Below are 23,859 nucleotides of genomic sequence, written 5' to 3'. Positions count from 1 at the left end.
CCCCGATGGGAGCACCCCATCACTCGCGGCGGGACGCGCCCCGACCTGAACCCGAGGTGACATGAGCAAGACTGCGGATACATCCACGGGTGCAACCGGAGGGGCGATGTCGCCCGAGCTGCGCCCCCTGACCATCGGGATCCTGGCGATCATCACGTGCGCGGCCTTCGAGGCGATGGCCGTGGTGACGGCCATGCCGTCGGTGGCGCGTGAGCTCTCCGGGGAATCGAGCTACGGCCTCGCCTTCTCGATGTATCTGACGGCGTCGCTGCTCGGTACCGTCGTCGCCGGCTCATGGTGTGACCGTAAGGGGCCCCGGCCTGCGCTCGCCGTCGGGCTGGGCCTCATGGTCCTCGGCCTGCTGGCCGCGGGTGCCGCACCCGCCTTCTGGCTCGTGACGGTGGGCCGCGCGATCTCCGGGCTGGGCGGCGGATTCATGATCGTCGCGGTGTACGTCGTCATCGGGCGGTCGTTCCCGGAGAAGGCCCGGCCGGTGGTCTTCGGCTGGCTGGCGGCTGCGTGGGTGCTGCCCGCGCTGATCGGTCCTGTGGTGGCCGGGTTCGTGACCGAGCACCTCGGCTGGCGCTGGGTGTTCCTCGGCGTCGTACCGATCGTGCTCGCCGCGGTCGTCATCGTCTGGCCGAAGACGAGGAACCTGGGACCGGTCGAGGCCCCCGACGCCGGATCGGCGAAGGCCCGCACCCTGCGTGGCCTCGCGCTGGCCTCCGGCGTCTTCGCCGCGCAGTGGTCGCTCGTACATCTCGCGGACACCGAGGATCCCGGCGGTGCGACGGTGGTCGGGCTGGTGGGCCTCGCGGCCGCGGGAGTCGTCGTCGCCCTCCTCGTGCTCCCCGCCCTGCTGCCGAAGGGCACGCTGGTCCTGGGGCGCGGGTTGCCGAGCATCATCGCCACGCGCGGCTTCGTCAATGTCGCGTTCTTCGGCACCGAGGCCTTCATCCCGCTCATGCTCGTCAGCTCGCGCGACATCAGCCCGGGAACGGCAGGACTGACACTGAGCGCCGGCGCGCTCGGCTGGAGCGCGGGGTCCTTCGTCCAGGCACGCGTGACCTTCGCGCGCCAGTGGCTGCTGGTCGCCGGGTCCTCCATCCTGTCGCTGAGCCTCGGCGGCTTCGCCCTGGCCACGGCGGTGGAGGCGCCGCTGTGGGTGCTGGCCGTGGTGTGGGGACTGTCGGGCTTCGCCATGGGCATGACGCTCTCCAGTACCTCGGTGCTCGTGCTCAAACTGTCGGCGCCGAACGAGCAGGGGCGCAACTCCGCAGCCCTGCAGATCTCCGACCAGCTCGGCGGGGTGGTCGGCACGGCGGGTGCGGGAGCCCTCTTCGCCCTCCTGCACGACGACGCCGATCCGGGACACGTCCCCACCTTTGTTGCGATCTGGCTGGCTCTCTGGGTGTTCACGGCAGCAGGTATAGTTTCGGGTCTGAGAGGGGCCCGGTCACCCGGTGACGGCCCCGGTCTCTCCCCCAGAAAGTCAATGGAAGGTACTGTCCCGGCGTGAGTAATGACACCCTGTTCGGTGCCGGCGCAGCCCTGCCTCCCGCGTACCCGGAGCGCGCCGCCTGGGGGACAGCCCCCAAGCTGCGCCAGTGGCAGAGCGAAGCGCTGGAGAAGTATTTCCAGGAATCCCCGAGCGATTTCCTCGCGGTCGCCACGCCCGGCGCCGGCAAGACCACCTTCGCGCTCCGCGTGGCGACCGAGCTCGTGGAGCGGGGCATCGTCAACCGCGTCACGGTCGTCGCCCCCACCGATCACCTGAAGCGCCAGTGGGCCGACGCCGCAGCCCGGGTGGGCCTCGCGATCGACCCCAACTTCAAGAACGCCGACGGACGCCACGGCGGGGCGTTCATCGGCGTCGCCGTGACCTACGCGCAGGTCGCGAGCAAGCCCATGCTGCACCGCGCCAAGACGGAAGCCGCCCGTACCCTGGTGATCCTCGACGAGATCCACCACGGCGGTGACGCCCTCTCATGGGGCGACGGCATCCGTGAGGCCTTCGAGCCCGCAACCCGCCGCCTCGCCCTCACGGGGACGCCCTTCCGCTCGGACACCGCGGCCATCCCCTTCGTCGAGTACGCCGAGGACCGCGACGGCATCCGCCGCTCCCGTGCCGACTACACGTACGGCTACGGCCAGGCCCTCAAGGACCACGTGGTCCGCCCCGTCATGTTCATGGCGTACTCGGGCCAGATGCGCTGGCGCACGAGCGCGGGCGAGGAGATGGCGGCGTCCCTCGGTGAGGCCTCGGTCACGAAGGACATCACCGCCCAGGCCTGGCGGACGGCACTGAATCCGACGGGCGAATGGATCCCCGCCGTCCTCGCCGCCGCGGACAAGCGCCTCACCGAGGTGCGGCGCACCGTGCACGACGCCGGTGGCCTCGTCATCGCCACCGATCACGACGACGCCCGCGCCTACGCCGGCCAGCTCAAGCGGATCACGGGGGAGTCCCCGACCGTCATCCTGTCCGACGACGCCAAGGCGTCCTCGAAGATCGAGGAGTTCTCCGCGGGGGACAAGCGCTGGATGGTCGCGGTCCGCATGGTGTCCGAGGGGGTCGACGTCCCGCGTCTCGCGGTGGGCGTCTATGCGACGTCGACGGCGACCCCGCTGTTCTTCGCCCAGGCCGTCGGCCGGTACGTCCGGGCGCGACGGCGCGGGGAGACGGCGTCGATCTTCCTCCCCTCGGTGCCGAACCTCATGGCGCTGGCCAACCAGCTCGAACTCGAGCGTGACCACGCGCTCGACCGCCCGGAGAAGGACGACGAGGGGTTCGGCCTCGAGGACGCCCTCATGGAGGCCGCGAACCGCGAGGACAAGGCGTCGGACTCCCTGACCAAGCAGAAGTTCGAGGCGCTCGAGTCACAGGCGTCCTTCGACCGCGTCCTCTTCGACGGCGGCGAGTTCGGCACCGGCGGCGAGATGGGCAGCGAGGACGAGCAGGACTTCCTGGGCATCCCCGGACTGCTCGACGCCGACCAGGTGGGCCAGCTGCTGCGCCAGCGCCAGCAGGAGCAGCAGGTCCGCCGGAAGTCCAGGCCGGCCGCAGCGCCCGCCGCCGAGCCGCTCGTGGTGGATCACCGCCAGCTCACGGAGCTGCGGGGCCTGCTCGCCAAGAACGTCTCGGCGTGGGCGGCCCGCACCGGCATGCCGCACGGCCAGGTCCACACGGAGCTGCGGCGCCAGTGCGGGGGACCCGCGGTGGCGCAGGCCAACGAGGACCAGCTCCAGCGACGCCTGCAGAAGCTGCAGGACTGGTTCATCGGGAAGAAGTAAGGAAGTGAGCGAAGGCCCTAGCGGACCAGCTCGGCGCCCGCGGCCTCCAGCTCGTCGAGGGTCTCCTCGGACCTGTCCTCGTGCACGCCGCGCGTGAGCCCGGCCTGCACGGTGACCGTGTAGCCCGCCTGGAGTGCGTCCAGCGCTGTCGCCCGGACGCAGTAGTCCGTCGCCAGGCCGACGACCACGACGTCGTCCACGTCGTGGTCCCGCAACCAGTCGTCGAGGGTCATCGGATCCTCATCGCTGTCCACGGCGGCCCCGCTGAGCTTCTGGTCGCCGGTCGGCACCTCGTCGTCGGGGGCCTTGACGCCCTCGAACCCGGAATAGGCGGCCTCGAACCGGCCCTTGCGGAACACCGCGTCGATGCTCTCGGTGTCGAGGTCCGGGTGGAAGTCGGAGCCCTTGGTGTCCGCGACGCAGTGGACGGGCCAGGAGTCGACGAAATCCGGCGTCTCCGAGAAGTGGGTCCCCGGATCGATGTGCCAGTCCTGGGTGGCGACGACGTAGTCGTACCGTGCGGCGTGCTCGTCGATGTGGTCGCTGATGTCGGCGGCCACCTGCGCGCCCCCGACGACGGCGAGCGACCCGCCCTCACAGAAGTCGTTCTGCACGTCCACGATGATCAGTGCGCGCGTCATGATGCTGCCTCCTCGTATTCGGTGGGGATGACGGGCTCGCCGCGCTGCAGCCGCCGGACGGCTCCCGGCAGTTCGGCGATGGAGCGCAGGTGCCGCTCGGCGGCGCGGGTGACGGCCTCCGGTCCGGTCCAGCCGGGCAGCACGACGCCGTCGCTGACGAACTGCTGCGTCAGCGGGCGGTCGTTGCCGTCGTCGCCGGGGCTGATGCCGATCCCCACGATCTCGGCCTGCGCCCGGCCGTGCTCGTCGAGGCGGCGCAGCGCGCGCTTGTGTCCGCCGACCGACGCCTTGTTCTTGGCCGCCTTCGCGACGGACACGAAGGTGCCGTGGTCGTCCTGCCTGCTCACGAGTTTGTACACCATGCCCGCGGTCGGCGCGCCGGAGCCCGTCACGAGGGACGTACCCACGCCGTACGAGTCGACGGGCGCAGAGGCGAGCAGCCCGATGGCGAACTCGTCGAGGTCGGAGGTCACGACGATCTTCGTGAGGTGGTTGCCGAGGTCGTCGAGGAGTTCACGCACCCACCGCGCCTGGGCCACGAGGTCGCCGGAGTCCAGCCGGACGGCGCCCAGCTCGGGCCCCGCCACGTCGACGGCGGTCCGGACGCCCTGTTCGACGTCGTACGTGTCCACCAGGAGCGAGGTGCTGCGTCCGAGGGCGGCGACCTGCGCCTCGAAGGCCGCCCGCTCGGAGTCGTGCAGGAGCGTGAAGGAGTGCGCGGCCGTGCCCACCGTGGGGACGCCGTACCGCCGGCCGGCCTCCAGGTTGGACGTGCTGGCGAAGCCGCCGATGATCGCGGCGCGCGCCGCGGCCACCGCGGATTCCTCGTGCGTGCGGCGCGAACCCATCTCGATGCAGGGGCGTCCTGCCGCGGCGCCCGTCATGCGGGAGGCCGCCGAGGCGATGGCGCTGTCATGGTTCAGGATCGACAGGATGAGCGTTTCGAGGATGCAGGCCTCGGCGAAGGTCGACTCCACCGTCAGGATGGGGGAGTTGGGGAAGTAGGCCTCGCCCTCCGCGTATCCGGAGATCGATCCGGTGAAGCGGAAGCCGGCCAGCCAGGCGAGCGTGGCGTCGTCGACGATCCGGTGGTCGCTGAGGAACGCGAGCTGCACGTCGTCGAACCTGAAGGCCGCCAGCGCCTCCAGCAGCCGCCCCGTGCCCGCGACGACGCCGTAGCGGCGGCCCGCGGGGAGGCGGCGTGCGAAGGCCTCGAACACCGAGCGGCGGTGGGCCGCCCCGGAGTGCAGCGAGGCCTGCAGCATCGTGAGTTCGTACTGGTCGGTGAACAGGGCACTGTTCGGCGCGGTCACCGCCGGCGGTGTGGGACCGGCAGCGGCCGGCGGGTTCGTGGTCAGGGCATCGGTCACCCTGAAAACGATAGCCGGGCGTCCGCCGAGAGAGTACCCGGCCACCCCGCGCGGGCGAGCCGCCCTAGAATGGCGATCATGACAGTTGGCTTTGCAACCGGTACCGACACCCAGGAAGAGACGGGGACGGCCGAGAAGACCGACCTCGACCAGCCCTGGGTCGTGGTGGTGTGGAACGACCCCGTGAACCTCATGAGCTATGTGAGCTTCGTCTTCCAGTCCTACTTCGGCTACAGCGAGGCCAAGGCGCGCACGCTCATGCTCGAAGTGCACGAGCAGGGCCGCTCCGCCGTCGTCTCGGGAACCCGCGAGAAGGTGGAGCAGGACACCGTCGCCCTCCACTCGTACGGGCTGTGGGCCACCTTCGAAAAAGCCGGAAGCGAGTAGGCGGACCCCATGGCGAAACCCTTCAAATCGACGCGCCGGGGCATCACCGGAGCGTTGGAGCCCGGTGAGGCGCGCCTGCTCGGCGCCCTCCTCGACGACGTCATCTCCATGCTCGAGCCCGAGTCCGCTCCCAGCGAGGATCCACTGGCGGCGCTGGTCGGCATGTCCGGTGCCGACGCCGAGGCCACGGCCCCCGAGGATTCCGCCGTCCGGCGCCTCCTGCCGGATGCCGTGCGGGGCGACGACGACGAAGCGCTCGCCTTCCGCCGCCTGACGGAGCGCTCCCTGCGGGAGCAGAAGATCGGCGCCCTCCGCAGCAGTGCGCTGCTCCTCGAGTCCAGCCCCATGACGCTCACCGGGGAGCAGGCCCGCCTGCTCGCGCAGGCCCTCAACGACGTCCGGCTGGTCCTCGCGGACCGGCTGAGCATCGAGACGGAGGAGGACGCCGAACGGCTCCACGACATCGCGGACTCCAAGGACGTCGACGACGTCGAGTCCTACCTCGCCCTCGTCTACAACTTCATCACGTGGCTCCAGGAATCGCTCGTGCAGGCGATGCTGAAAGCGGCGAAGCTGGAGCGCTGACCCGTCGGCCCACCGGACCGGCCGCGTGCGGTCGGACGGGGGCTGTGACAGAACCCACGGATCGGCGAATAGTTTTCAACGGCGACACGTCATATTGTCGAAGGATCATGAGCCCAGAGCCAGCGAACACGGACCGCAGCGAAGCGCCCATCGGGATCTTCGACTCCGGCGTCGGCGGACTGACGGTCGCCCGAGCGGTCATCGACCAGTTGCCCCACGAGTCCGTCATGTACGTCGGCGACACCGCCAACGGCCCGTACGGCCCGCTGCCGATCGCCCGGGTGCGCGCGCATGCGCTCGGGGTGATGGACGAACTCGTGGACTCGGGCGTCAAGCTGCTCGTCATCGCGTGCAACTCGGCCTCGGCGGCGGTCCTCCGCGATGCGCGGGAGCGGTACACGGCCCGCTACGGCATCCCCGTGATCGAGGTCATCCAGCCCGCGGTGCGCCGGGCCGTCGCGGCCACGCGCTCGGGCAGGATCGGCGTCATCGGGACGACGGCGACCGTCGGCTCCCGCGCCTACGACGACACCTTCGCGGCCGCCCCGCACCTGGAGATCACCTCCGTGGCCTGCCCTGCGTTCGTCGAGTTCGTGGAGGCCGGTGTCACCGGCGGTGAGGCCCTGCTGCGGACGGCGGAGGAGTACCTCCGACCCCTCAAGGCAGCGGGCGTGGACACGCTCGTGCTCGGCTGCACCCACTATCCGCTGCTGACCGGCGTCATCTCCTACGTCATGGGGGACTCCGTCACCCTGGTCTCGAGCGCGGAGGAGACGGCCAAGGACGTCTACCGCGCCCTCGTCCTGCACGGCCTCGAGCGCGAGACCACCGCACCGGGCGTGCATCGGTTCATCGCGACCGGCGACGCCGCAGGATTCGAGGTCCTCGCCCGCCGCTTCCTCGGCCCCGAGGTGCTCAGCGTGCAGCACGTGGACCACGTGGCCGCGCAGTACCCGACGGGCAGCCTCGCGCGGATCACGCCCGAGATGATCGCGGCCGCGGGGTTCCCACGGGCATGAAGCTCACGATCGTCGGGTGCAGCGGCTCCTTCCCCGGTCCCCAGTCACCGGCCTCCTGCTACCTGCTCAGCGCGCACTGGCAGGGCCGCACCTGGCGGATCCTCCTCGATCTCGGCAACGGGTCGCTCGGCGCACTGCAGCGGCACATGGACCTCCGCGAGATCGACGCCATCTTCCTCTCCCACCTGCACCCCGACCACTGCATGGACCTGTGTGGCCTGCACGTCGCCGTCCACTGGGATCCCTCCGGCTGGGGGCTGCCCCGCATCCCCGTCTGGGGACCGGCGGCGACGGCGGACAGGATGGCCAGCGCCTACGGACTCGACCCCGACCCGGGCATGCACGAGGACTTCGACTTCCAGTCCTGGACCGACCGCGGCCCCGTGACGGTAGGGCCCTTCACGATCACCCCGTTCCAGGTCCTCCACCCCATCGAGGAGGCGTACGCGCTGCGCGTCGAGGTGGCCGAGGCCGATGCCGACGGCGTGGACCGCACGCGCGTCATCACCTACTCCGGCGACACCGACGCGTGCGACGGCCTGGTGGACGCCGCCCGCGACGCGGACATCTTCCTGTGCGAGGCCGCATTCCACGAAGGCCGCGACGACGGCATCTCCGGGGTGCACCTCACGGGCAAGCGGGCGGGCGACGTCGCCACCCGGGCGTCGGCCAAGCGCCTCCTCCTGACCCACCTGCCGGTCTGGAACGACGCCAACGTCGCCGTGAGCGAGGCCCGCGAGAGCTACGACGGCCACCTCGCCGTCGCCGTCGCCGGTGTCTCCTACACGGTCTGACGGACGGCGCCGGCCCGCCCGGTGACGAGCGGTGGTCGTCCCTGCCAGCGTTCTCCCATGCGTCCCCGTCTAGACTGGAAGCCATGACCCCCGCGAACCCGACGTCCGTCCCTGCCCCCGGGAGCACCGCCCCCGTCCTCCGCGCGGACGGTCGGGCACCCGATCAGCTGCGCACCATCACCATCACGCGAGGCTGGTCGAAGCAGGCCGAAGGATCGGCCCTCATCGAGTTCGGCAACACCCGCGTGCTCTGCACGGCATCGCTGACCAGCGGGGTGCCGCGGTGGCTCAAGGGGGAGGGGAAGGGCTGGGTGACCGCCGAGTACGCCATGCTTCCCCGCGCCACCAACACGCGCTCCGACCGCGAGTCGGTCAAGGGGAAGATCGGCGGCAGGACGCACGAGATCTCCCGGCTGATCGGACGGTCGCTGCGCTCCGTCATCGACACGAAGGCGCTGGGCGAGAACACCATCGTCCTCGACTGCGACGTCCTGCAGGCCGACGGCGGCACGCGGACGGCCGCGATCACGGGAGCGTATGTCGCGCTTGCCGACGCGATCCGGTACGCCAAGGACAAGAAGCTCATCCCCGCCTCGGCCTCCCCGCTCACGGACACCGTCGCCGCCGTGAGCGTCGGCATCATCGACGGCGTCCCCATGCTCGACCTGCCCTACGTCGAGGACGTGCGCGCCGAGACGGACATGAACGTCGTCGTCACCGGGTCGGGTACCTTCGTCGAGGTCCAGGGGACCGCGGAGGGCGCGCCCTTCGACCGCGCCGAACTCGATGCCCTGCTCGACCTCGCGCTGGTGGGCACGGCCCAGCTCACGCAGATCCAGATCGACACCCTCCGGGACTCGCAGGATGCCTGAGCCGTCCCGGCCCCGGCTCGTCCTCGCCACTCGGAACGCCGGCAAGCTGCGCGAACTGCGTGAGCTGCTCCGCGGGCAGGTGCCCGGGCTCGACGTCGACACGCAGGTCGTCGACGCCGCCGCCGTCGGCGCCCCGGACGTCGTCGAGAGCGGTGTCACGTTCGAGGAGAACGCCCTGCTGAAGGCCGAGCAGACCGCGCGGGCCACCGGCCTCCTCGCCGTCGCCGACGACTCGGGGCTGGCCGTGGACGTTTTGGGCGGGGCCCCTGGTATCTTCTCCGCCCGGTGGGCGGGCCGGCACGGCGACGACGCCGCCAACCTCGACCTCCTCCTCGCGCAGCTCGCCGACATCCCGCAGGAGCGGCGCGGCGCGGCCTTCGTCTGCGCGGCGGCCCTCGCACACCCGGACGGCGGGCCGGCCGGGTACACCGAGCGCGGCGAGCTGCGGGGATCGCTCCTGACCGCACCGCGTGGCGCGGGCGGCTTCGGCTACGACCCCATCCTCGTCCCCGAAGGACTCGACCGGACGTGCGCAGAACTCGCCCCGGAGGAGAAGAACGCGATCAGCCACCGCGGCATCGCGTTCAGGGCGCTCCTGCCGCACCTCGTCGAGGCACTGCAGTAGCGGTCGACCGACGCACCTGCCAGCACCACCTGCCAGCACCACCTGCCAGCACCACCTGCCAGCACCACCTGCCAGCACCGCACGCCGACCGTCCCGCAGGGCGGACCATGAGAGGGACGGATACACCGTGAGCATCACCCAGACAGTCCAGACGATCGACGTCGCAGCGGCGACCACGACGTCGGACGGCTCGGCCCTCGGCGCCGTCACGGACTGGGCGGTGAACCTGATGGAGACCATCGGAGCGCCCGGTGCCGGCCTGGCCATCGCCCTCGAGAACCTCTTCCCGCCCCTGCCGAGCGAGGTCATCCTGCCCCTGGCAGGCTTCACCGCCAGCCGCGGCAACTTCTCCCTGTTCGAGGCGATCCTGTGGACCACCATCGGCTCGGTCGTCGGCGCCTACGCGCTGTACGCCCTCGGGGCGTGGCTGGGCCGGGACCGCATGCGGCGGCTCGTGTCCAGGGTGCCGCTCATCGACCTCGAGGACGTCGACAAGGTGGAGGCCTGGTTCGACCGGCACGGCTACCGGGCCGTCTTCTTCGGCCGCATGATCCCGCTCTTCCGGAGCCTCGTGTCCATACCGGCGGGCATCGAACGCATGCCGATCGGCAAGTTCCTCCTCCTCACCACGGCCGGCAGCCTCATCTGGAACACCATCTTCGTGATGGCCGGGTTCTACCTGGGCGAGAGCTGGCACATCGTCGAGCAGTACGCGGACACGTTCCAGAAGCTCGTGATCGTCGCCGTCGTCCTGTTCGCCGTCTACTTCGTCGTCTCCAAGGTGCGCAAGCACCGCGCGAAGAAGCGGATCCAGTGACCGGCGGGCCCGCCGCCGGTGCCGCCGCGGACCCCCTGGTCCGCGTCTGGCCGCTGTTCGGGCTCGTGCTCACGACACCGCGGCTGGTGCTCACCCCGGTCCGCGACGATCACCTGCCGGAGCTGGTCGACGCCGTCCTTGCCGGCATCCACGACCCCGCGGAGATGCCCTTCAGCGTCCCGTGGACGGACGCGCCGCGGGAGGTCCTGATCACGGAGACGGCGAAGCACCAGTGGCGGATCCGCGCGGGGGTCTCGGCGGACGCCTGGACCATCAACTTCGCGGTGCTGCACGAGGGCCGCGTGATCGGCGTCCAGGACCTGACCGCCCACTCCTTCCCGCTGCTCCGGCGCGTCGGCTCCGGCTCCTGGCTCACCCGGTCCGTCCACGGTCGGGGGCTCGGGACCGAGATGCGGGCGGCCGTGCTGCAGTTCGCCTTCGACCACCTCGGGGCGACCTCCGCGGTGTCCGAGGCCGCGGCCTGGAACGGTGCCTCGCTGGGCGTGTCCACGCGGCTCGGTTACGCCCCGAACGGGACCTCGCTCGTGGAGGCCCGCCGCGGGCACGTCGATGTGCAGCAGAACCTCCTGCTCGCCCGGGAGGACTTCGTCCGACCGGACTGGGTGGCCGACGTGCAGGGAGCCGACGCCGTCCAGGACCTGCTCATTCCCGGTACGCACCACTGACCGCGCGGCTCTCCGTGAGCAGGCGCGAGAGGTCCGCCGACGGGTCGAACAGCACCGCGTGGATGCCCAATTCCTTCGCCGTGGCGATGTTCGCGGGCGAGTCGTCGACGAAGGTCACCTGCTCCGGCCCGGCCCGGAGTTCGGCGAGGACGTGGTCGAAGATCGCGCGGTCGGGCTTGACCAGCCGCAGCGACGAACTGAAGAAGCTGTGCCTGAAGAGCCTCGTCCACGATGCGCCCGCGAACCGCGCGGCCATGGCCGCCGGCATATTGGACAGCACCGCCAGGCGGTCGCCCCGCGCGTCCAGGTCCTCGAGGACGTCGAGTGTGTCGAGATTCAGGTGCGACCACTGGTTCGCGTCGAGGATGTCGAGCCAGCCGGCACGGAGGGACCCGACGCGGCTGCCGCACACGAGCGACCAGTACTCGTCGGAGGTCAGGGACCCGGCGTCATAGGCGAAGCGGTGCCGCCAGTAGGCGGAGCCCTGGTCCTGGAGGTGGTCAATGCCGGCCGCCTCCGCGAGCAGGTCCCAGTCCTGGGGTGTCGGGGGCGTGGAGATCACGTTGCCGTAGTCGAAGAGGTACCACCGGTGCTGACTGTCAGTGCGGGCCATGGTCCAGCATAGGAACGCGCCCCGGGATACGGCACCGATGCTGCGGTGAACTTCGGGTGAACGGTCGGCGCCGGGGCAGCGGTAAACTGGGGACCGTGGGAATCGCGTTCACGGCCATCGACTTCGAGACGGCGAATGGCTTCCGCGGCTCCCCGTGCGCCGTCGGCCTGACCAAGGTCAGGGACGGCCGGGTCGTCGAGGAGGCCTCCTGGCTGATGCGCCCGCCCGTGGGCCACGACCACTTCGACTCCCGCAACATCGCGATCCATGGCATCACCTCGGCGATGGTCGAGGACGCCCCCCGCTTCGGTGAGCTCTTCCCCGAGATCGGCGGCTTCATCGGCTCGGACGTCCTGGTCGCGCACAACGCGGCGTTCGATCTCGGCGTCATCCGGTCGGCGCTCGAGGTCTCCGCGCTGTCGGGTCCCGCGTGGGACTACGCCTGCACCGTGGTGCTCTCCCGCAAGAGCTATTCGCTGCCCTCCTACTCCCTGCCGTTCGTCGCGGAGGCGGCCGGGGTGCCCCTGCTCAACCATCACGACGCCGTGGAGGACGCCCGGGCCTGCGCCGGCATCATGATCGACATCGCGCGCCGGTACGACGCGCCGACCGTCGAGGGCGTGCTCGAACGCCACAACCTCCCGCTCTCGCGCGCCGAGCCCTACGCGCCCGGCGTCGACGAACTGTCGAAGGCGACGCGCACGGCCCTCGAGCGCGGCACGTCGCCCACGGGCTGGTCCGGCTGGCCGGAGGAGGGGGAGAACCCCCACGCGAACGCCCAGGCCGATCCGCGGCACCCGCTGTACGGGCAGACCGTGGTCTTCACCGGCAATCTCGGCATCCCGCGCCCCCAGGCCAAGGAGCGTGCGGCGCGCCTCGGAGCGCAGCCGGCGAGTTCCGTCACCCGGCGTACCACGGTCCTCGTGGTCGGGGACGGCTTCGTGGCATCCGACCTCCGCAACGGCCGCGTCACCGGCAAGGCACGGCGGGTGCTCGAACTGCACGAGCGGGGCCAGGAGATCGAGGTGCTGTCCGAGGCGGAGTTCCTGCAGATGACCGGCGGACGCTGGCCTGCCGACAGCCAGTGACCGCGACGCCGGCTGCCCGCCCTCCGGTCAGAAGCGGAGGTCGACGCCGGTCAGCCGGGCCGACAGGTCGATCAGCCGGCTCGCGGCGTTGCGCTCCAGTGCATGCCGCTTCGCGGGCACGACGACGGGCTGCCCCGTGAGCTGGAACCAGCCGTCCGGACCGCAGTAGGCGCCGTTCGGGATCTGACGGTCGATCGTGGCGCGGACCAGCGGCCAGGCGCCGTCGTCCTTCCCCTGCGCCACCGGCTCCATGACCCGCTGCCTCCACCGGGGCGCGGGGCGGTGCGCGGCGACCCCGGGGCGGTCCGGGGTCAGCATGCCGAGGGCCAGTCCCGGGTGGGCGACGACGCTGGTCGCCTGGCTGCCGGTGGCGTCGAGGCGCCGGGCGAGCTCGAAACCGAAGGCCATGACGGCGAGCTTCGACGTCGCGTAGGCGCGCGCACTGCTGTACGACGACGGCTGGAGGAACGACGGCGTGAGCCGCGCCCAGCGGTGGCTGATGCTGCCGAGGTGCACGATCCTCGTGCCCGCGGCGGACAGCGACGGCAGGAGGCGGGCGATCAGCGCATAGTGCCCGAGGTGGTTGGTGCCGAACTGGAGTTCGAAGCCGTCGGCCGTCGTCCGCCGTCTCCCGGACCCCACCACGCCGGCGTTCGCGAGGAGGCCGCTCAGCGGCGCTCCGGCAGCGATCGTCGCGGCGGCCGTGCGGACGGACGCGAGATCCGCCAGGTCGAGGGGCTGGAAGGAGAGACCGGCGCCGGGATACCGGCCGCGGATGGCGTCCATGGCCCGCGCGGCCTTGTCGGCGCTCCGTGACGCCAGGATCACGTGGGCGCCCGCGGCGGCCAGCTGCTCGCAGGCGAAGTAGCCGAGACCGGCGTTGCCGCCCGTGACGAGGATGCGCTCGCCGGTGAGCGGAGGGAGCTGGACAGGGTTCCACATGGGACCAAGCCTAGAGCGCTCCGCCGTCCCCGGCCGCTGGGATCCGGCGGCCGCGGACGGGACGGGTCAGGAGCCGGTGGTCGCCTTCAGGAGGGTCCTGGCCATGGACCGGACGACGCCGGCCGCCCCGGGAGCGGTCAGGTAGGCGTCAGGCAGCGCGATCGTCCCGTGCAGTGCTCCGACGATGCCGCCCGCGAGCGAGGCCGCGACCACGGGTGAGGCGTCGGGCCGGCCGGCGGCCGCCGCATGTGCCAGCGCTGCAGCGAGCTGTTGGCGGGGCGATGCCGCGGACGCCCCCTCGCGAGCAGCCTGGAGGGCCGTTTCGAGGGTCGCGGCGGCCGTCGTCGCGTCCGCCCCCGTCCGTTCGGCGGGGGATCGGTGCGCGGTGACCCCCTCCGAGGCGGCACGTGCCGGATCCGTCCCCGTGTCCTCCGCCAGGTGGCGCTCCTCGCCGCGCTCGGCGAGGACGGCCTCCTCGAGGGTGAGGCCGTCGATGGCGAGGGAGCGGATGACCCCGCTGTACAGGGCCGCGGTGGCCCGGGCGGCGGCGGACCCGTGCGTGAGGGCGGCGGCCTCGACGGTCAGCCGCTCGACCAGGCTGGCCGGGATGCGGGGCACCAGGCCGAAGGGTGCCGAACGCATCAGCGCACCCGCTCCCTCCGCCTCCGGGTTCAGCGGCCGCGCGCGGGTCCCCATCTCGCCGGTGAGGAGGGCCCGGACGGTGTCGGCGTCCGGTTCGTGCACCGGGAGGATGTCCTCCTGCCGGTCGAGCCACCGGGCGGGCGCTGCCGGCGCCCTGGGCGGGAGGTGCTCTCCCTGGCGCGTGAGCCACCGCAGATAGGCGAGCCACAGGCAGGCGGTCTCGTCGGCTGCGACGCCGTCGTTCGCCCACTCCAGCGCGTCCGTCAGCCCGTCGACGGTGTACAGCGTCAGGTGGGTGGCGTCCGAGACGGCCAGGTCCGAGGGATCGACCAGGGCGGGCAGCGGATCGTCCCCCGCTGCGTACAGGAGGCCGTAGGCGTCACCCGCCATCGTCCCGAGGAGGCACCCCAGCACCCGGTCCTCGTAGGCGGCTGCGGCCCCCTGTCGTGCATCCCCGGCGGCCTGCGCGTCGCCCGTGCCGAAGTCCGTGTCGCCGCCGGCGGCGGTGTTGTTCGTCATCACCCGACCAGTCTAGGAGGCGGGGCCCGGACCCCCACCCGATCGCGGCCCCGCCGCGCGCTGATCCATGGAATGTCGGCGTACAGCGGTAGCGTGAAAATCATGAAGATCCTTCACACGTCCGACTGGCACCTGGGCCGGTCCTTCCACGGCACCGGCACCCTCGACGCCCAGCGGATCTTCGTGGACAACATGGAGAAGACGGTCCGTGAGGAGGGCATCGACGTCGTCCTGGTCTCCGGGGACGTCTACGACCGGGCCCTGCCCGCGGTGGACGTCGTCGCACTGTTCGACGAGGCGCTGGACCGGCTGACGATCGCCGGTGCCCAGGTGGTCATCAGCAGCGGCAACCACGACTCCGCGACCAGGCTCGGGTTCGGCGGGCGCATCCTCGCCCGCGGCGGGGTCCACCTGCGGACGCGCCTCGAGGACATCGCCGTCCCCGTCGTCCTCCCTCTCGGCGGGGATGCCGACCTCGCGATCTACGGTGTGCCCTACCTCGAACCGCGGGTCGTCGCGGAGAGCCTGCAGGCGGAGGCCCCCACGCATACGGCGGTGACCACGGCGGCGCTCGACCGCATCCGCGAGGACCTGGTCCAGCGATCGGCCGCGCGGCGCACGGTCTCGATCGTCCTCGCCCACACCTTCGCCGCGGGGGGTGCCGGCTCGGACAGCGAACGCGATCTGGCGATCGGCGGTCTCGGAGCCGTGCCGCTCTCCCTCTTCGACGGCTTCGACTACAGCGCCCTGGGGCACCTCCACGGACGGCAGAGACTCTCGGAGACCGTGCGCTACTCGGGGTCCCCCCTCGCATATTCCTTCTCGGAGGCCAACCAGGCCAAGGGTGCCTGGCTCGTCGAGGTCACCCCGGACGGGATCGGTGGTATCCAGGCCGTGGAGTGGCCCGCGCCCCGCGACCTCGCGGTCCTCAGCGGGCGGCTCGAGGACCTGCTGGTCCGGGACGACCTCGCCTGGGCCGAGCAGGCCTACTGCCAGATCACACTCACCGACCCCGAACGGCCGGCGCGGGCCATGGAGCGCCTGCGCGCCCGGTTCCCGGACACGCTCGTCCTCGCCTTCGCGCCCGACGGTGGAGAGCAGGCCGACACCCGCACGTACAGCCAGCGCCTCGCCGAGGCCCGGGACGACGCCGAGATCTGCTGCGGCTTCCTGGAGCACGTGCGTGGCCGGAAGGCGTCGTCCGAGGAGCAGGCGCTCGTCCGGTCGACCGTCGACGCCGCACTGAGCCTCGCCCACGAACGGTAGGCCACCCCATGAGACTGCATCACCTCGAGATCCAGGCCTTCGGGCCCTTCGCCGACCGGCAGAGCGTCGACTTCGACGCCCTCTCGGCCCAGGGCCTGTTCCTCCTCAACGGGCCCACGGGCGCGGGCAAGTCGAGCGTGCTCGACGCGGTCTGCTTCGCGCTGTACGGCTCCGTCCCGGGGGCGCGCCAGGCGGCGAAGAGACTCCGGAGCGACCACGCGGCCGAGTCCCTCGCCCCGGAGGTCTCCCTCGAGTTCTCCGTCTCGGATCGCCGCTTCAGGGTCGAACGGTCACCGGCCTGGGACAGGCCGTCGCGACGCGGGAGCGGCACGACCACCGAACAGGCGCGCACCCTGCTCAGTGAGCGGATCGGCAGCGACTGGGTCCAGAAGTCCGCGCGGAACGACGAGGCCGGGCTCGAGCTGCAGTCGCTGCTCGGGATGGACAAGGAGCAGTTCACGAAGGTGGTGATGCTGCCGCAGGGCGAGTTCGCGGCCTTCCTGCGGGCGGACGCCAAACCACGCCGGGAACTGCTGCAGCGGCTCTTCTCGACCGCACGCTTCGAGGACCTCGAAAGGCTGTTCGCCGAGGAGCACCAGCGGACCGCCCGACGCCTCGCGGAGCAGGAGGGCCGGCAGCGGCACCTGTTCCAGCGTGCCGTCGACGAGGCCGGACGCCACGATCTCGCACCCGCGGACGTGGGCGCCGATCCCGATGCCCCGGACGCCTGGGCCGCAACCCTGCAGTCGCTGTCCCTGGCGCTCTCCGAACGCCGCGCCGCCGCCGCCCGCGAATCCACGGAACTCGCGGAGCAGAGTGCACTCGCCGACGGTGCGCTGGCGACGCTCAGGCACCGGCGGCACCGCTTCGACGCGCTGGCGCAACTCCGGGCGCAGCGCGAGGAGCACCGCGGCCGGGCGGAGGAGATCGCCGAACTGGTGGACCTGGCGCGACGCCACGACCAGGCCCGCGGGCTCGCCGCCCATCTCCGGCTCGACGACGAGGCGGCATCGCTGGTCGAGCAGGCGAGCGCCCGGCACACGGAAGCGCTCGACCGCCTCCGGCACAACGACACGGCCGGCGAGTACCTCGACGTCGGACCCGGGATCCCCGGGGGAGAGGGGGACGGCAGCGTCTCACGTGACGCCCTGACGAGCGCCTGCACGGCGTCCTCCTCCGTCCTGGCCGTCCTGCGGGCGGCCCTGCCGGACGAGCAGCGGCTGCTCGACGTCCGCGAGGGGCTGGAAGCCCTCGGGTCGACGATCCGACGCCTTGATGACGGGCTGGACGACGCCCGCGAGGGCATCGCGCGATTGCAGCGTCAGCGCACCGACGACGCCGGGAGCCTCGCGCCCCTGAGGGAGGCCGCCGACGGGCTCGCCCACCTCCGCACGGGCCTCGCCGCCGCGGTGGCCGCCGAGGAGACGGTGCAGCAGTACGGCGCCGCGACGAAGCGCCAGGCCGCAGCGGAGGCCGGCTACGTGCTGGCCTCGGAGCAGTTCCTGACGCTCAAGGAGGAGTGGCTGGCCAAGCTGCAGCTCCGGCTCGAGCAGGCGGCGCAGGAACTCGCCGAACAGCTGGAGGACGGCCACGCGTGCCCCGTGTGCGGGAGCACGGAGCACCCGGCCCCCGTGCCGTCGCCGGAGGGCGAGCGGATCAGCCTCGACGAGGAACAGGCCGCACGGCGCCTGCAGGCCGAGGCGGAAGCGGCCCTGCAGACGGCGCGCGAGGTGCGGGACCACGAGCGGCTCGCGGTGGCGCAGCTGGCCGCCCGCGGCGGCGAGGCCGTCCCCGAGGACGCCGCGGCAGCGACACGGGCAGCGCGCTCCACACTGCAGCGCGCCGAGGCCGCCGAGGTCGAGTGCGCCGCCGTCGAGGAGCGGATGCGCCGGGCGCTCGCTGAGGAGGCCAGGGTCGGTGAGCTGCGGGACGCGCTGCGCGAGGAGCGCGCCGCCGCCGAGAGCCGGCGATCGTCCCTGACGGACCAGGACACCGAGCTGTCCCAGCGGATCGCCGGGCTGCAGGCGGACGCACCGTCGCTCGCCGCCCGGATCGACGCCGTCCAGCGCGCCCACGACGACCTCGACCGCGTCCGGGAGACCCTCGACGCGCTGGCCCGGGCCACCGGCACGCAGCAGGAGAACGCCCTGCGGCTCCGGGACGCCCTCCAGGGGACACCGTTCGATGCAGCGGAGGAGGCGCGCACCGCCCTCCTGCCGGAGGAGCGCTCCGCGAGCCTCGCGGCCACGCTGAAGGAGTACGAGCAGCGCGGGCACCGCCTCGATGCCGCGGAGGACGACGACGCCGTCCGGGACACCCTCCGCGAGGAGCAGGAGGGGATCCTCGCGCCGACCGACGACGACGAGCGACTCGCCGGCGCCACGGCCGACGACCTGAGGGCGAGGGCGCACCGGGCGGGCATCGGCGCTGAGGTGCTCGGGCACTCGGTGGTACAGCTCGAGTCGTACACCGGGCAGCTCGCCGACCTCGAGAAGGACATCGCGCCGCTCCGCGAGGAGGCCCACCTGGCCGCGGCGGTGGCCGACACCGCGCGCGGCGGCGGGGAGAACCTCTACAAGATGTCCCTCGCCACCTACGTGCTCGCTTCACGCCTCGAACAGGTGGCGGCCGCTGCCACCGAGCGGCTGCTGCAGATGTCGGACGGCCGGTACCAGCTCGTCCACAGCGACGCCACCGCGGGCAACCGGCGGTCCGGTCTCGGCCTGAACGTGATCGACGGCTGGACGGGGAACCGGCGGGACACCTCGACGCTCTCCGGAGGAGAGTCCTTCATGGCCTCCCTCGCCCTCGCGCTCGGACTGGCCGATGTGGTGCAGCAGGAGGCCGGGGGGCTCGACATCGAGACCCTCTTCGTCGACGAGGGTTTCGGCTCCCTCGACGACCAGGCGCTCGAGCAGGTCATGGATGCGCTCGAGGGACTGCGGAGCGGCGGACGCGTGGTGGGACTGGTCAGCCACGTGCCGGAGCTGAAGCAGCGGGTGAGCGCGCAGCTGCAGGTCGTGAAGGGCAGGCAGGGCTCGGTCCTCCGCTATGTGGAGCAGCCAGCCAGCGTGTAAACTCGGGGCGTTACCGGGTCGGGCGCATCGGGAGGAGGGACGATGCGCGTTCGATGCACCCGGAAAGCGCATGTACCAGACTCCTTCACCGGCCTCGCCGGACCCCACGCCGTCCCAGGACGCCCCTTCGACCCCGCCGCCGCCCGGCCCCGAGCGGTCCCGCCTCGGCAGGTTCGGCGTCCTCCCGCACCTCGCCGGCACCTCCTTCCTGGTCCTCGGCCTCTTCGCACGCCTTCCCCTGGCCATGCTCACCGTCGGCGCCCTGACGCTCGTCACCACGGCGAGCGGCTCCTATGCCGCGGGTGGCTTCTCGGCCGGCGCCGTCGGCCTCGGCTCCGCGCTCGGGGCACCCCTGCTCGGTCTCCTCGCGGACAAACGCGGGCAGCGGATCGTCCTGCTCGTCTCGGCCCTGCTCAACACGGCGGCGATCGTGGCCCTCCTGATCGTGACGCTGACCAGCGCGGTCTTCACGGGGGGCGCGCTGGCGCTCGTCCTCGGGGCAGCCTTCGCCGTCGGCTTCACCTGCCCCCAGATCGGTCCCCTCGCCAGGGTCCGCTGGATGGCGATGACCCGGCGGAGCCCCCGGTCGGCCCTGGACACCGCACTGTCGTACGAAGGGACGGCGGACGAGCTGACCTTCGTGCTCGGGCCGGCCCTCGTCGGGCTGCTCGCGAGCCTGATCGCCCCGTGGCTCCCGCTCGCGCTGGCCGCGACCCTCACCATCACCCTCGTGAGTGCCTTCGCCGTGCACCGGACCGTGGTCTACAGCGATCGGGGATCCCTGGACGCCCGCACCCTCGCCGACGACGCCGGCACACTCGCCGACGGTGGCCTGAGGGCTGCGTCGCACGCGGCTCGCCCCTCCGCGGCCGGGGCCCCCCGATTCGCCCTCGTCCTGCTGCCCGTGGCGGGCATGGTGGCGGTGGGCACGTTCTTCGGCTCCACCCAGACCTTCCTGACAGCCTTCTCGGGCCAGTTCGGAGCGACCGAGTCGTCGGGCCTGCTCTACGCGGTCATGGGCCTGACCTCGGCGGTCGCCGCGCTGTCCGTCGCCTACTGGCCGCAGCGCCTCCGCCACACGACCCGGTGGATGGCCTCGGCCGCGGCCATGACGGTCGCCGCGGCCGCCCTGGCCCTGCCCGCCTCGATCGCCGCCATGCTCGTCGCCCTGCTGTTCCTCGGGCTCTTCGTGGGGCCCACGATGGTCACCATCTTCTCCATCGGCTCCGCGGTCGCACCGGCCCACCGCCTGGGCACGGTCATGACGCTCCTCGCGAGCGGCATCGTCGCCGGCACCGCCGTCGGGTCCGGACTGGCAGGGATCCTCGCCGAGACCGGGGGTGCTGCGGCCGCCGTCGTCGTCCCGGCAGCCGCCGCGGCCGTCCTGCTCGTCCTCGGGTCCGTGTCCGCCATCGCGCTGCGGCACGTCAGCCGGGCCTGAGGCGCCCGCCCCGATGCTCAGCAGGCTGACAATCGCCGCGCGTCACGCATAGGATCGTAGGACACCCAGATCCAGGAGGACGCATGAGCACCGAAGGCACCGAGCGCGACGACGCCGCAGAATCACAGGGCGCCGGCCCCGAGGGCACTATCCCGGTCAGTGAGGACGGGGTGGCAGCCGGCTCCACGGACGAGGCCAGCAACTTCGAGCCCGAGGAAGATGCGGGCGAGGGGCGCTAGCCGGCTCGATCGTACGACGACACCGTGGAACTGCGCCCCCCACCGGATCGACCGGCGGGGGGGCGCCGTTCCACGGTGAGGACCACGAGCACACCGGCTGTCCGGCCGGCGACGCCCGGGGTCAGCTGATGCGGGGAGCGCGGGCGGGCGGATCGGGGATGTGGACGTTCCCCGTGAAGACACCGCCGGTGACGAGGTCGCCGTCGTCGGTCCCGCCGGCGTCCACCGGCGAGGCGAGGCGGGCCACGGATGCGACGGACGCCATGGCCCGGGCGTCGACCGGGACCTCGTCACGGCTGCGGAGCTGCAGGGCCACCTCGTGCGCGTCGGGTCGGAGTGCCGGATCCCTCGCCGTCATCCGGCGCAGGAGTCCGCTCCACTCCGGCTCGAGGGAATCGGGCACGTGGGGATTGCGCAGGAGCCGGGCCAGCGCGGCCTCGACCACCGGGCCGGGGAACGACTTCTCGCCGGTCAGGCATTCGAGGAGCACGAGGCCCAGCGAGTAGATGTCGCTCCGCTCGTCCAGGGGGTCGCCCTTGGCCTGCTCGGGGCTCAGGTAGTTCGCCGTGCCGATCGTCGCGCCGACGGCCGTCGCCGTGGTGGCCTCCACCATGCGGGCGATGCCGAAATCGGTCAGTTTCGGGTACAGCCGCGTCCCGTTGTCCCCGCTGTGGAACATGAGGATGTTGGCGGGCTTCACATCCCGATGGATGACGCCCTCCGAATGGATGTACGCCAGCGCATCGGCGAGGTCCGCCCCGAGCTGCGCGACGTCGTCGGCGGGCAGTGCGCCGCGCTTGAGCAGGTGCCGGAGATCCTCGCCGTCCACGAGCTCCATGACGAGGAAGCCGGCCGTGCGACCCTCGTGGTCCTCGTGCATCCCTGCATCGTGGAGGGTCACGAGACCCGGGTGGTTCAGGGTGGAGAGCAGGATCGTCTCGGTGTGCTGGCGGCGGTAGTCGTCGTCGGTGGAGGTCGTCGGGTTGAAGAGCTTCACGGCGACGTCGCGCCCGAGGTTGCGGTCCACCGCGCGGTATACGGATGCCGTGCCGCCGACCCCCAGCAGGTCCATGGTCTGGTATCGGTCCCCGAGGAGAACGGTCACGCGTGTCCTCCCGCTGGTGGTGATGGTCGGCGATCGCCGGCGCACCCTAAGTGTGCTGATCAAATGTCAGTATAACGCGAGGGCTCGGTGAAGATACCGCACTGCCATGCCCTTTACCAAACCTTGATCAGGAGTGGGTCACGCCAGGAAAGCGACCGCCGCATCCTTGAAGAGCCTGGCGGTGATGGCGTTGGAATGATCCCTGCCCGGCAGTGTCGTGATGCGGGCATCGGGCGCCCAGTCCCGGAGGTCGGTGATGCCCTCCGCGTACTCGTCCTGGTCTCCGGCGACCAGGAGCAGGGGCATCTTCGGGACGGCCCGCTGCGGGTCGAACGGCTCCGTCTTGATGGCGGAGACCATCGCGAGCAGCGAGGGGAGATCGTTGTGCGGTCCGGCCTGCGCCATGCGCAGGAGGTCCGCCGTCGTCGGGTCCTGCGAGGCGGGCCCGCCCGCGAGGTGGAGTTCGGCCCCCGGAAGATCGAACGTCGCGAGCGGATCGGCGGTGCCCGGCCCGCCGAGCACCATCCTGCGGACCAGCTCGGGTTGGGTGGCGCCGAACTCCCAGGCCAGGCGCGACCCGAGGGAGTAGGCGACGACGTCCACGCCGGACCCCGGCACGTCACTGCGCAGGGGGAGGACCCGCTCGTCGAAGAGGGCCTGCAGGATGTCCGCGCGCATGCGGCTCGGCGCGTAGGCTCCCGCGTCCTCCGGCGCCGCGCTGTCCCCGTGCGCGGGGAGATCCACCATGATGACGCTTCGCCCGGCGTCGTTCAGGAAGCGGACCCAGCCCGTGTCCACCCAGTTCTGCCGGGACGAGGAGCCGAAGCCGTGCAGCAGCAGGACCGGCGGCAGCTCGAGTGGCTCACCCGCATCGCTGCGCGTGATGGACAGGCGGGGGTCGACGCCTTCGACGAGGTGTACGGAATGGTGGTCCATGCCTCCCATCGTAAGCGCGCCGGGATCGGGCAGGTCGCGGGACACCCCTTCGAGGGCCGAGGCGGGACGAGAAGGCTGGTCGAATCGTCCGGCGTGAGTTATAGTCATTCTGACCCTAACAAGTGGGACTCATCCAGCGGACGGAGGACGGGCGTGTACGGCTCGGCCAACGTCTCGGAGCGGCAGTCCCAGGCTCCCGCCCTCGCCATCTCGACCGTGATCTTCGCGCTCCGCACCGACCCCTCATCGGGCCGGTCGGAGATCTGGCTGCCGCTCGTCCGCCGCATCAGGCAGCCGCACCTCGGCAAGTGGGCGCTGCCCGGCGGCCCGCTCGGCGCCCGGGAGTCGCTGCAGGACGCCGCCTCACGGAACCTGCGGGACACGACGGCGCTCGATCCGACCTACCTCGAGCAGCTCTACGCCTTCGGCGGGCTGGACAGGTCCGCCACCCAACGGCTCGTGTCCATCGTGTACTGGGCCCTCGTCCGTCCCGATCAGGCGGATCTGGCCCGCGACTCGGAGAACGTGCGCTGGTTCCGCGCCGCCGAGGCGGTGGGCCTCGCCTTCGATCACGACGAGATCGTCGCCTACGCCCTGGAGCGCCTGCGCGGAAAGGTCACCTACGGGTCCGTCGCCTATCACTTCCTCGGCGATCGCTTCACCCTCGCGCAACTGCGGGGCGTCTACGAGGCCGTGCTCGGCAAACACCTCGACCCGGCCAACTTCCGGCGCCAGCTCCGATCGGCGCAGGACATCGCCGCGACGGACGAGGTCCTCCAGGGCGGCCGGAACCGGCCGCCGCGCCTCTACCGCTACACGGGACCGCATTCCGGGGCGCCTGCTCCCGGGACGTCGACCTCCGGCGCCGAGCCACCGACCGCGCCGGCGTCCTAGCCCACCC

The 23,859-nt window shown here is 71.9% G+C and carries 23 protein-coding genes; 16 read left to right on the top strand and 7 right to left on the bottom strand.

The annotated features are described in order from the left end of the window. Positions 1-61 precede the first annotated feature (61 nt). The gene (locus CXQ92_RS04580) at positions 62-1,519 is read left to right on the top strand and encodes an MFS transporter (protein WP_104165623.1); all 1,458 of its coding nucleotides are present in this window, start codon (positions 62-64) and stop codon (positions 1,517-1,519) included. Beyond that, positions 1,516-3,294: a DEAD/DEAH box helicase gene (locus tag CXQ92_RS04575; protein WP_104165621.1), complete on the top strand. Its 1,779-nt coding sequence runs from the start codon at positions 1,516-1,518 to the stop codon at positions 3,292-3,294. Before CXQ92_RS04580 ends, CXQ92_RS04575 begins: the two co-directional genes overlap by 4 nt. 17 nt (positions 3,295-3,311) lie before the next feature. Here CXQ92_RS04575 and CXQ92_RS04570 read toward each other — a convergent pair whose 3' ends face one another. Together CXQ92_RS04570 and CXQ92_RS04565 are read right to left on the bottom strand one after the other, a co-directional pair. Further along, positions 3,312-3,935, bottom strand: a complete 624-nt coding sequence (locus CXQ92_RS04570; protein WP_104165620.1) for an isochorismatase family protein — start codon at positions 3,933-3,935, stop codon at positions 3,312-3,314. Further along, complete coding sequence (locus tag CXQ92_RS04565) at positions 3,932-5,248, bottom strand: nicotinate phosphoribosyltransferase (RefSeq protein WP_258069797.1); 1,317 nt, start codon at positions 5,246-5,248, stop codon at positions 3,932-3,934. The genes CXQ92_RS04570 and CXQ92_RS04565 overlap by 4 nt, the downstream gene beginning before the upstream one ends. Positions 5,249-5,383: 135 nt before the next feature. Here CXQ92_RS04565 and clpS point away from each other — a divergent pair, with 135 nt between their 5' ends. The 8 genes from clpS to CXQ92_RS04525 all read left to right on the top strand — a co-directional run bounded on the left by clpS (position 5,384) and on the right by CXQ92_RS04525 (position 11,090). Then, the gene (clpS, locus tag CXQ92_RS04560; RefSeq protein WP_104166730.1) at positions 5,384-5,692 is read left to right on the top strand and encodes an ATP-dependent Clp protease adapter ClpS; all 309 of its coding nucleotides are present in this window, start codon (positions 5,384-5,386) and stop codon (positions 5,690-5,692) included. A gap of 9 nt (positions 5,693-5,701) precedes the next feature. Continuing rightward, the gene (locus tag CXQ92_RS04555) at positions 5,702-6,277 is read left to right on the top strand and encodes a DUF2017 domain-containing protein (protein WP_104165618.1); all 576 of its coding nucleotides are present in this window, start codon (positions 5,702-5,704) and stop codon (positions 6,275-6,277) included. A 107-nt stretch (positions 6,278-6,384) separates the two neighbouring features. Further along, complete coding sequence (gene murI / locus CXQ92_RS04550) at positions 6,385-7,296, top strand: glutamate racemase (RefSeq protein WP_104165616.1); 912 nt, start codon at positions 6,385-6,387, stop codon at positions 7,294-7,296. Continuing rightward, complete coding sequence (locus tag CXQ92_RS04545; protein ID WP_104165614.1) at positions 7,293-8,090, top strand: MBL fold metallo-hydrolase; 798 nt, start codon at positions 7,293-7,295, stop codon at positions 8,088-8,090. Before murI ends, CXQ92_RS04545 begins: the two co-directional genes overlap by 4 nt. 83 nt (positions 8,091-8,173) lie before the next feature. Continuing rightward, positions 8,174-8,962: a ribonuclease PH gene (gene rph / locus CXQ92_RS04540; RefSeq protein ID WP_104165612.1), complete on the top strand. Its 789-nt coding sequence runs from the start codon at positions 8,174-8,176 to the stop codon at positions 8,960-8,962. Beyond that, positions 8,955-9,587, top strand: coding sequence for an RdgB/HAM1 family non-canonical purine NTP pyrophosphatase (gene rdgB, locus CXQ92_RS04535; protein WP_104165610.1), 633 nt, complete (start codon positions 8,955-8,957; stop codon positions 9,585-9,587). Before rph ends, rdgB begins: the two co-directional genes overlap by 8 nt. 154 nt (positions 9,588-9,741) lie before the next feature. Further along, the gene (locus CXQ92_RS04530) at positions 9,742-10,404 is read left to right on the top strand and encodes a DedA family protein (protein WP_258069796.1); all 663 of its coding nucleotides are present in this window, start codon (positions 9,742-9,744) and stop codon (positions 10,402-10,404) included. Next, a complete protein-coding gene (locus CXQ92_RS04525) occupies positions 10,401-11,090 on the top strand; it encodes a GNAT family N-acetyltransferase (RefSeq protein ID WP_258069702.1) in 690 nt (229 codons plus the stop codon). The genes CXQ92_RS04530 and CXQ92_RS04525 overlap by 4 nt, the downstream gene beginning before the upstream one ends. On the opposite strand, the gene CXQ92_RS04520 is transcribed toward CXQ92_RS04525, so the two are convergent. Continuing rightward, positions 11,068-11,703 (bottom strand): HAD family phosphatase, encoded by a 636-nt coding sequence (locus CXQ92_RS04520; protein ID WP_104165608.1) that lies wholly within the window; start codon positions 11,701-11,703, stop codon positions 11,068-11,070. The two genes, CXQ92_RS04525 and CXQ92_RS04520, sit on opposite strands and share 23 nt — an antisense overlap. Before the next feature lie 95 nt (positions 11,704-11,798). On the opposite strand from CXQ92_RS04520, the gene CXQ92_RS04515 reads away from it, so the two are divergent. After that, a complete protein-coding gene (locus tag CXQ92_RS04515) occupies positions 11,799-12,791 on the top strand; it encodes an exonuclease domain-containing protein (protein WP_104165606.1) in 993 nt (330 codons plus the stop codon). A gap of 27 nt (positions 12,792-12,818) precedes the next feature. Here CXQ92_RS04515 and CXQ92_RS04510 read toward each other — a convergent pair whose 3' ends face one another. After that, the gene (locus CXQ92_RS04510; RefSeq protein WP_104165604.1) at positions 12,819-13,733 is read right to left on the bottom strand and encodes an SDR family NAD(P)-dependent oxidoreductase; all 915 of its coding nucleotides are present in this window, start codon (positions 13,731-13,733) and stop codon (positions 12,819-12,821) included. A 66-nt stretch (positions 13,734-13,799) separates the two neighbouring features. Next, positions 13,800-14,894 (bottom strand): ADP-ribosylglycohydrolase family protein, encoded by a 1,095-nt coding sequence (locus tag CXQ92_RS04505; RefSeq protein WP_104165602.1) that lies wholly within the window; start codon positions 14,892-14,894, stop codon positions 13,800-13,802. A gap of 102 nt (positions 14,895-14,996) precedes the next feature. On the opposite strand from CXQ92_RS04505, the gene CXQ92_RS04500 reads away from it, so the two are divergent. The 4 genes from CXQ92_RS04500 (at position 14,997) to CXQ92_RS18055 (ending at position 20,917) form a co-directional block, all read left to right on the top strand. Continuing rightward, on the top strand, positions 14,997-16,160 hold the full coding sequence (locus CXQ92_RS04500) for an exonuclease SbcCD subunit D (RefSeq protein ID WP_104165600.1): 1,164 nt from the start codon (positions 14,997-14,999) through the stop codon (positions 16,158-16,160). Between the two features lie 8 nt (positions 16,161-16,168). Continuing rightward, a complete protein-coding gene (locus CXQ92_RS04495; protein WP_104165598.1) occupies positions 16,169-19,237 on the top strand; it encodes an AAA family ATPase in 3,069 nt (1,022 codons plus the stop codon). A gap of 70 nt (positions 19,238-19,307) precedes the next feature. Beyond that, positions 19,308-20,678, top strand: a complete 1,371-nt coding sequence (locus CXQ92_RS04490; RefSeq protein WP_104165596.1) for an MFS transporter — start codon at positions 19,308-19,310, stop codon at positions 20,676-20,678. A gap of 83 nt (positions 20,679-20,761) precedes the next feature. Beyond that, the gene (locus CXQ92_RS18055) at positions 20,762-20,917 is read left to right on the top strand and encodes a hypothetical protein (protein ID WP_181033548.1); all 156 of its coding nucleotides are present in this window, start codon (positions 20,762-20,764) and stop codon (positions 20,915-20,917) included. Positions 20,918-21,038: 121 nt separating this feature from the next. Here CXQ92_RS18055 and CXQ92_RS04485 read toward each other — a convergent pair whose 3' ends face one another. Together CXQ92_RS04485 and CXQ92_RS04480 are read right to left on the bottom strand one after the other, a co-directional pair. Continuing rightward, entirely contained in the window at positions 21,039-22,022 is a 984-nt protein-coding gene (locus tag CXQ92_RS04485) for a serine/threonine-protein kinase (protein WP_258069701.1), read from the bottom strand. 138 nt (positions 22,023-22,160) lie between these two features. Next, positions 22,161-22,958: an alpha/beta fold hydrolase gene (locus CXQ92_RS04480; protein ID WP_104165594.1), complete on the bottom strand. Its 798-nt coding sequence runs from the start codon at positions 22,956-22,958 to the stop codon at positions 22,161-22,163. A 153-nt stretch (positions 22,959-23,111) separates the two neighbouring features. On the opposite strand from CXQ92_RS04480, the gene CXQ92_RS04475 reads away from it, so the two are divergent. After that, positions 23,112-23,852 carry an NUDIX hydrolase gene (locus CXQ92_RS04475; protein WP_258069700.1) on the top strand — a complete coding sequence of 247 codons (741 nt, stop codon included), beginning with the start codon at positions 23,112-23,114 and terminating at the stop codon, positions 23,850-23,852. Positions 23,853-23,859 lie beyond the last annotated feature (7 nt).

The organism is Arthrobacter sp. SX1312, assembly GCF_002929295.1.
GTDB lineage: Bacteria > Actinomycetota > Actinomycetes > Actinomycetales > Micrococcaceae > Arthrobacter_D.
This window is presented reverse-complemented; position numbering and strand designations above follow the sequence as displayed.

Excerpts from the sequence above, each read along its gene's own strand:
- CXQ92_RS04500 (WP_104165600.1), top strand. The coding sequence starts at position 14,997 with ATGAAGATCCTTCACACGTCCGACTGGCACCTGGGCCGGTCCTTCCAC.
- CXQ92_RS04545 (WP_104165614.1), top strand. The coding sequence starts at position 7,293 with ATGAAGCTCACGATCGTCGGGTGCAGCGGCTCCTTCCCCGGTCCCCAG.
- clpS (WP_104166730.1), top strand. The coding sequence starts at position 5,384 with ATGACAGTTGGCTTTGCAACCGGTACCGACACCCAGGAAGAGACGGGG.
- CXQ92_RS04510 (WP_104165604.1), bottom strand. The coding sequence starts at position 13,733 with ATGTGGAACCCTGTCCAGCTCCCTCCGCTCACCGGCGAGCGCATCCTC.
- CXQ92_RS18055 (WP_181033548.1), top strand. The coding sequence starts at position 20,762 with ATGAGCACCGAAGGCACCGAGCGCGACGACGCCGCAGAATCACAGGGC.
- rdgB (WP_104165610.1), top strand. The coding sequence starts at position 8,955 with ATGCCTGAGCCGTCCCGGCCCCGGCTCGTCCTCGCCACTCGGAACGCC.
- rph (WP_104165612.1), top strand. The coding sequence starts at position 8,174 with ATGACCCCCGCGAACCCGACGTCCGTCCCTGCCCCCGGGAGCACCGCC.
- CXQ92_RS04495 (WP_104165598.1), top strand. The coding sequence starts at position 16,169 with ATGAGACTGCATCACCTCGAGATCCAGGCCTTCGGGCCCTTCGCCGAC.
- CXQ92_RS04490 (WP_104165596.1), top strand. The coding sequence starts at position 19,308 with ATGTACCAGACTCCTTCACCGGCCTCGCCGGACCCCACGCCGTCCCAG.
- CXQ92_RS04520 (WP_104165608.1), bottom strand. The coding sequence starts at position 11,703 with ATGGCCCGCACTGACAGTCAGCACCGGTGGTACCTCTTCGACTACGGC.
- CXQ92_RS04555 (WP_104165618.1), top strand. The coding sequence starts at position 5,702 with ATGGCGAAACCCTTCAAATCGACGCGCCGGGGCATCACCGGAGCGTTG.
- CXQ92_RS04505 (WP_104165602.1), bottom strand. The coding sequence starts at position 14,894 with ATGACGAACAACACCGCCGCCGGCGGCGACACGGACTTCGGCACGGGC.
- murI (WP_104165616.1), top strand. The coding sequence starts at position 6,385 with ATGAGCCCAGAGCCAGCGAACACGGACCGCAGCGAAGCGCCCATCGGG.
- CXQ92_RS04480 (WP_104165594.1), bottom strand. The coding sequence starts at position 22,958 with ATGGACCACCATTCCGTACACCTCGTCGAAGGCGTCGACCCCCGCCTG.
- CXQ92_RS04570 (WP_104165620.1), bottom strand. The coding sequence starts at position 3,935 with ATGACGCGCGCACTGATCATCGTGGACGTGCAGAACGACTTCTGTGAG.
- CXQ92_RS04580 (WP_104165623.1), top strand. The coding sequence starts at position 62 with ATGAGCAAGACTGCGGATACATCCACGGGTGCAACCGGAGGGGCGATG.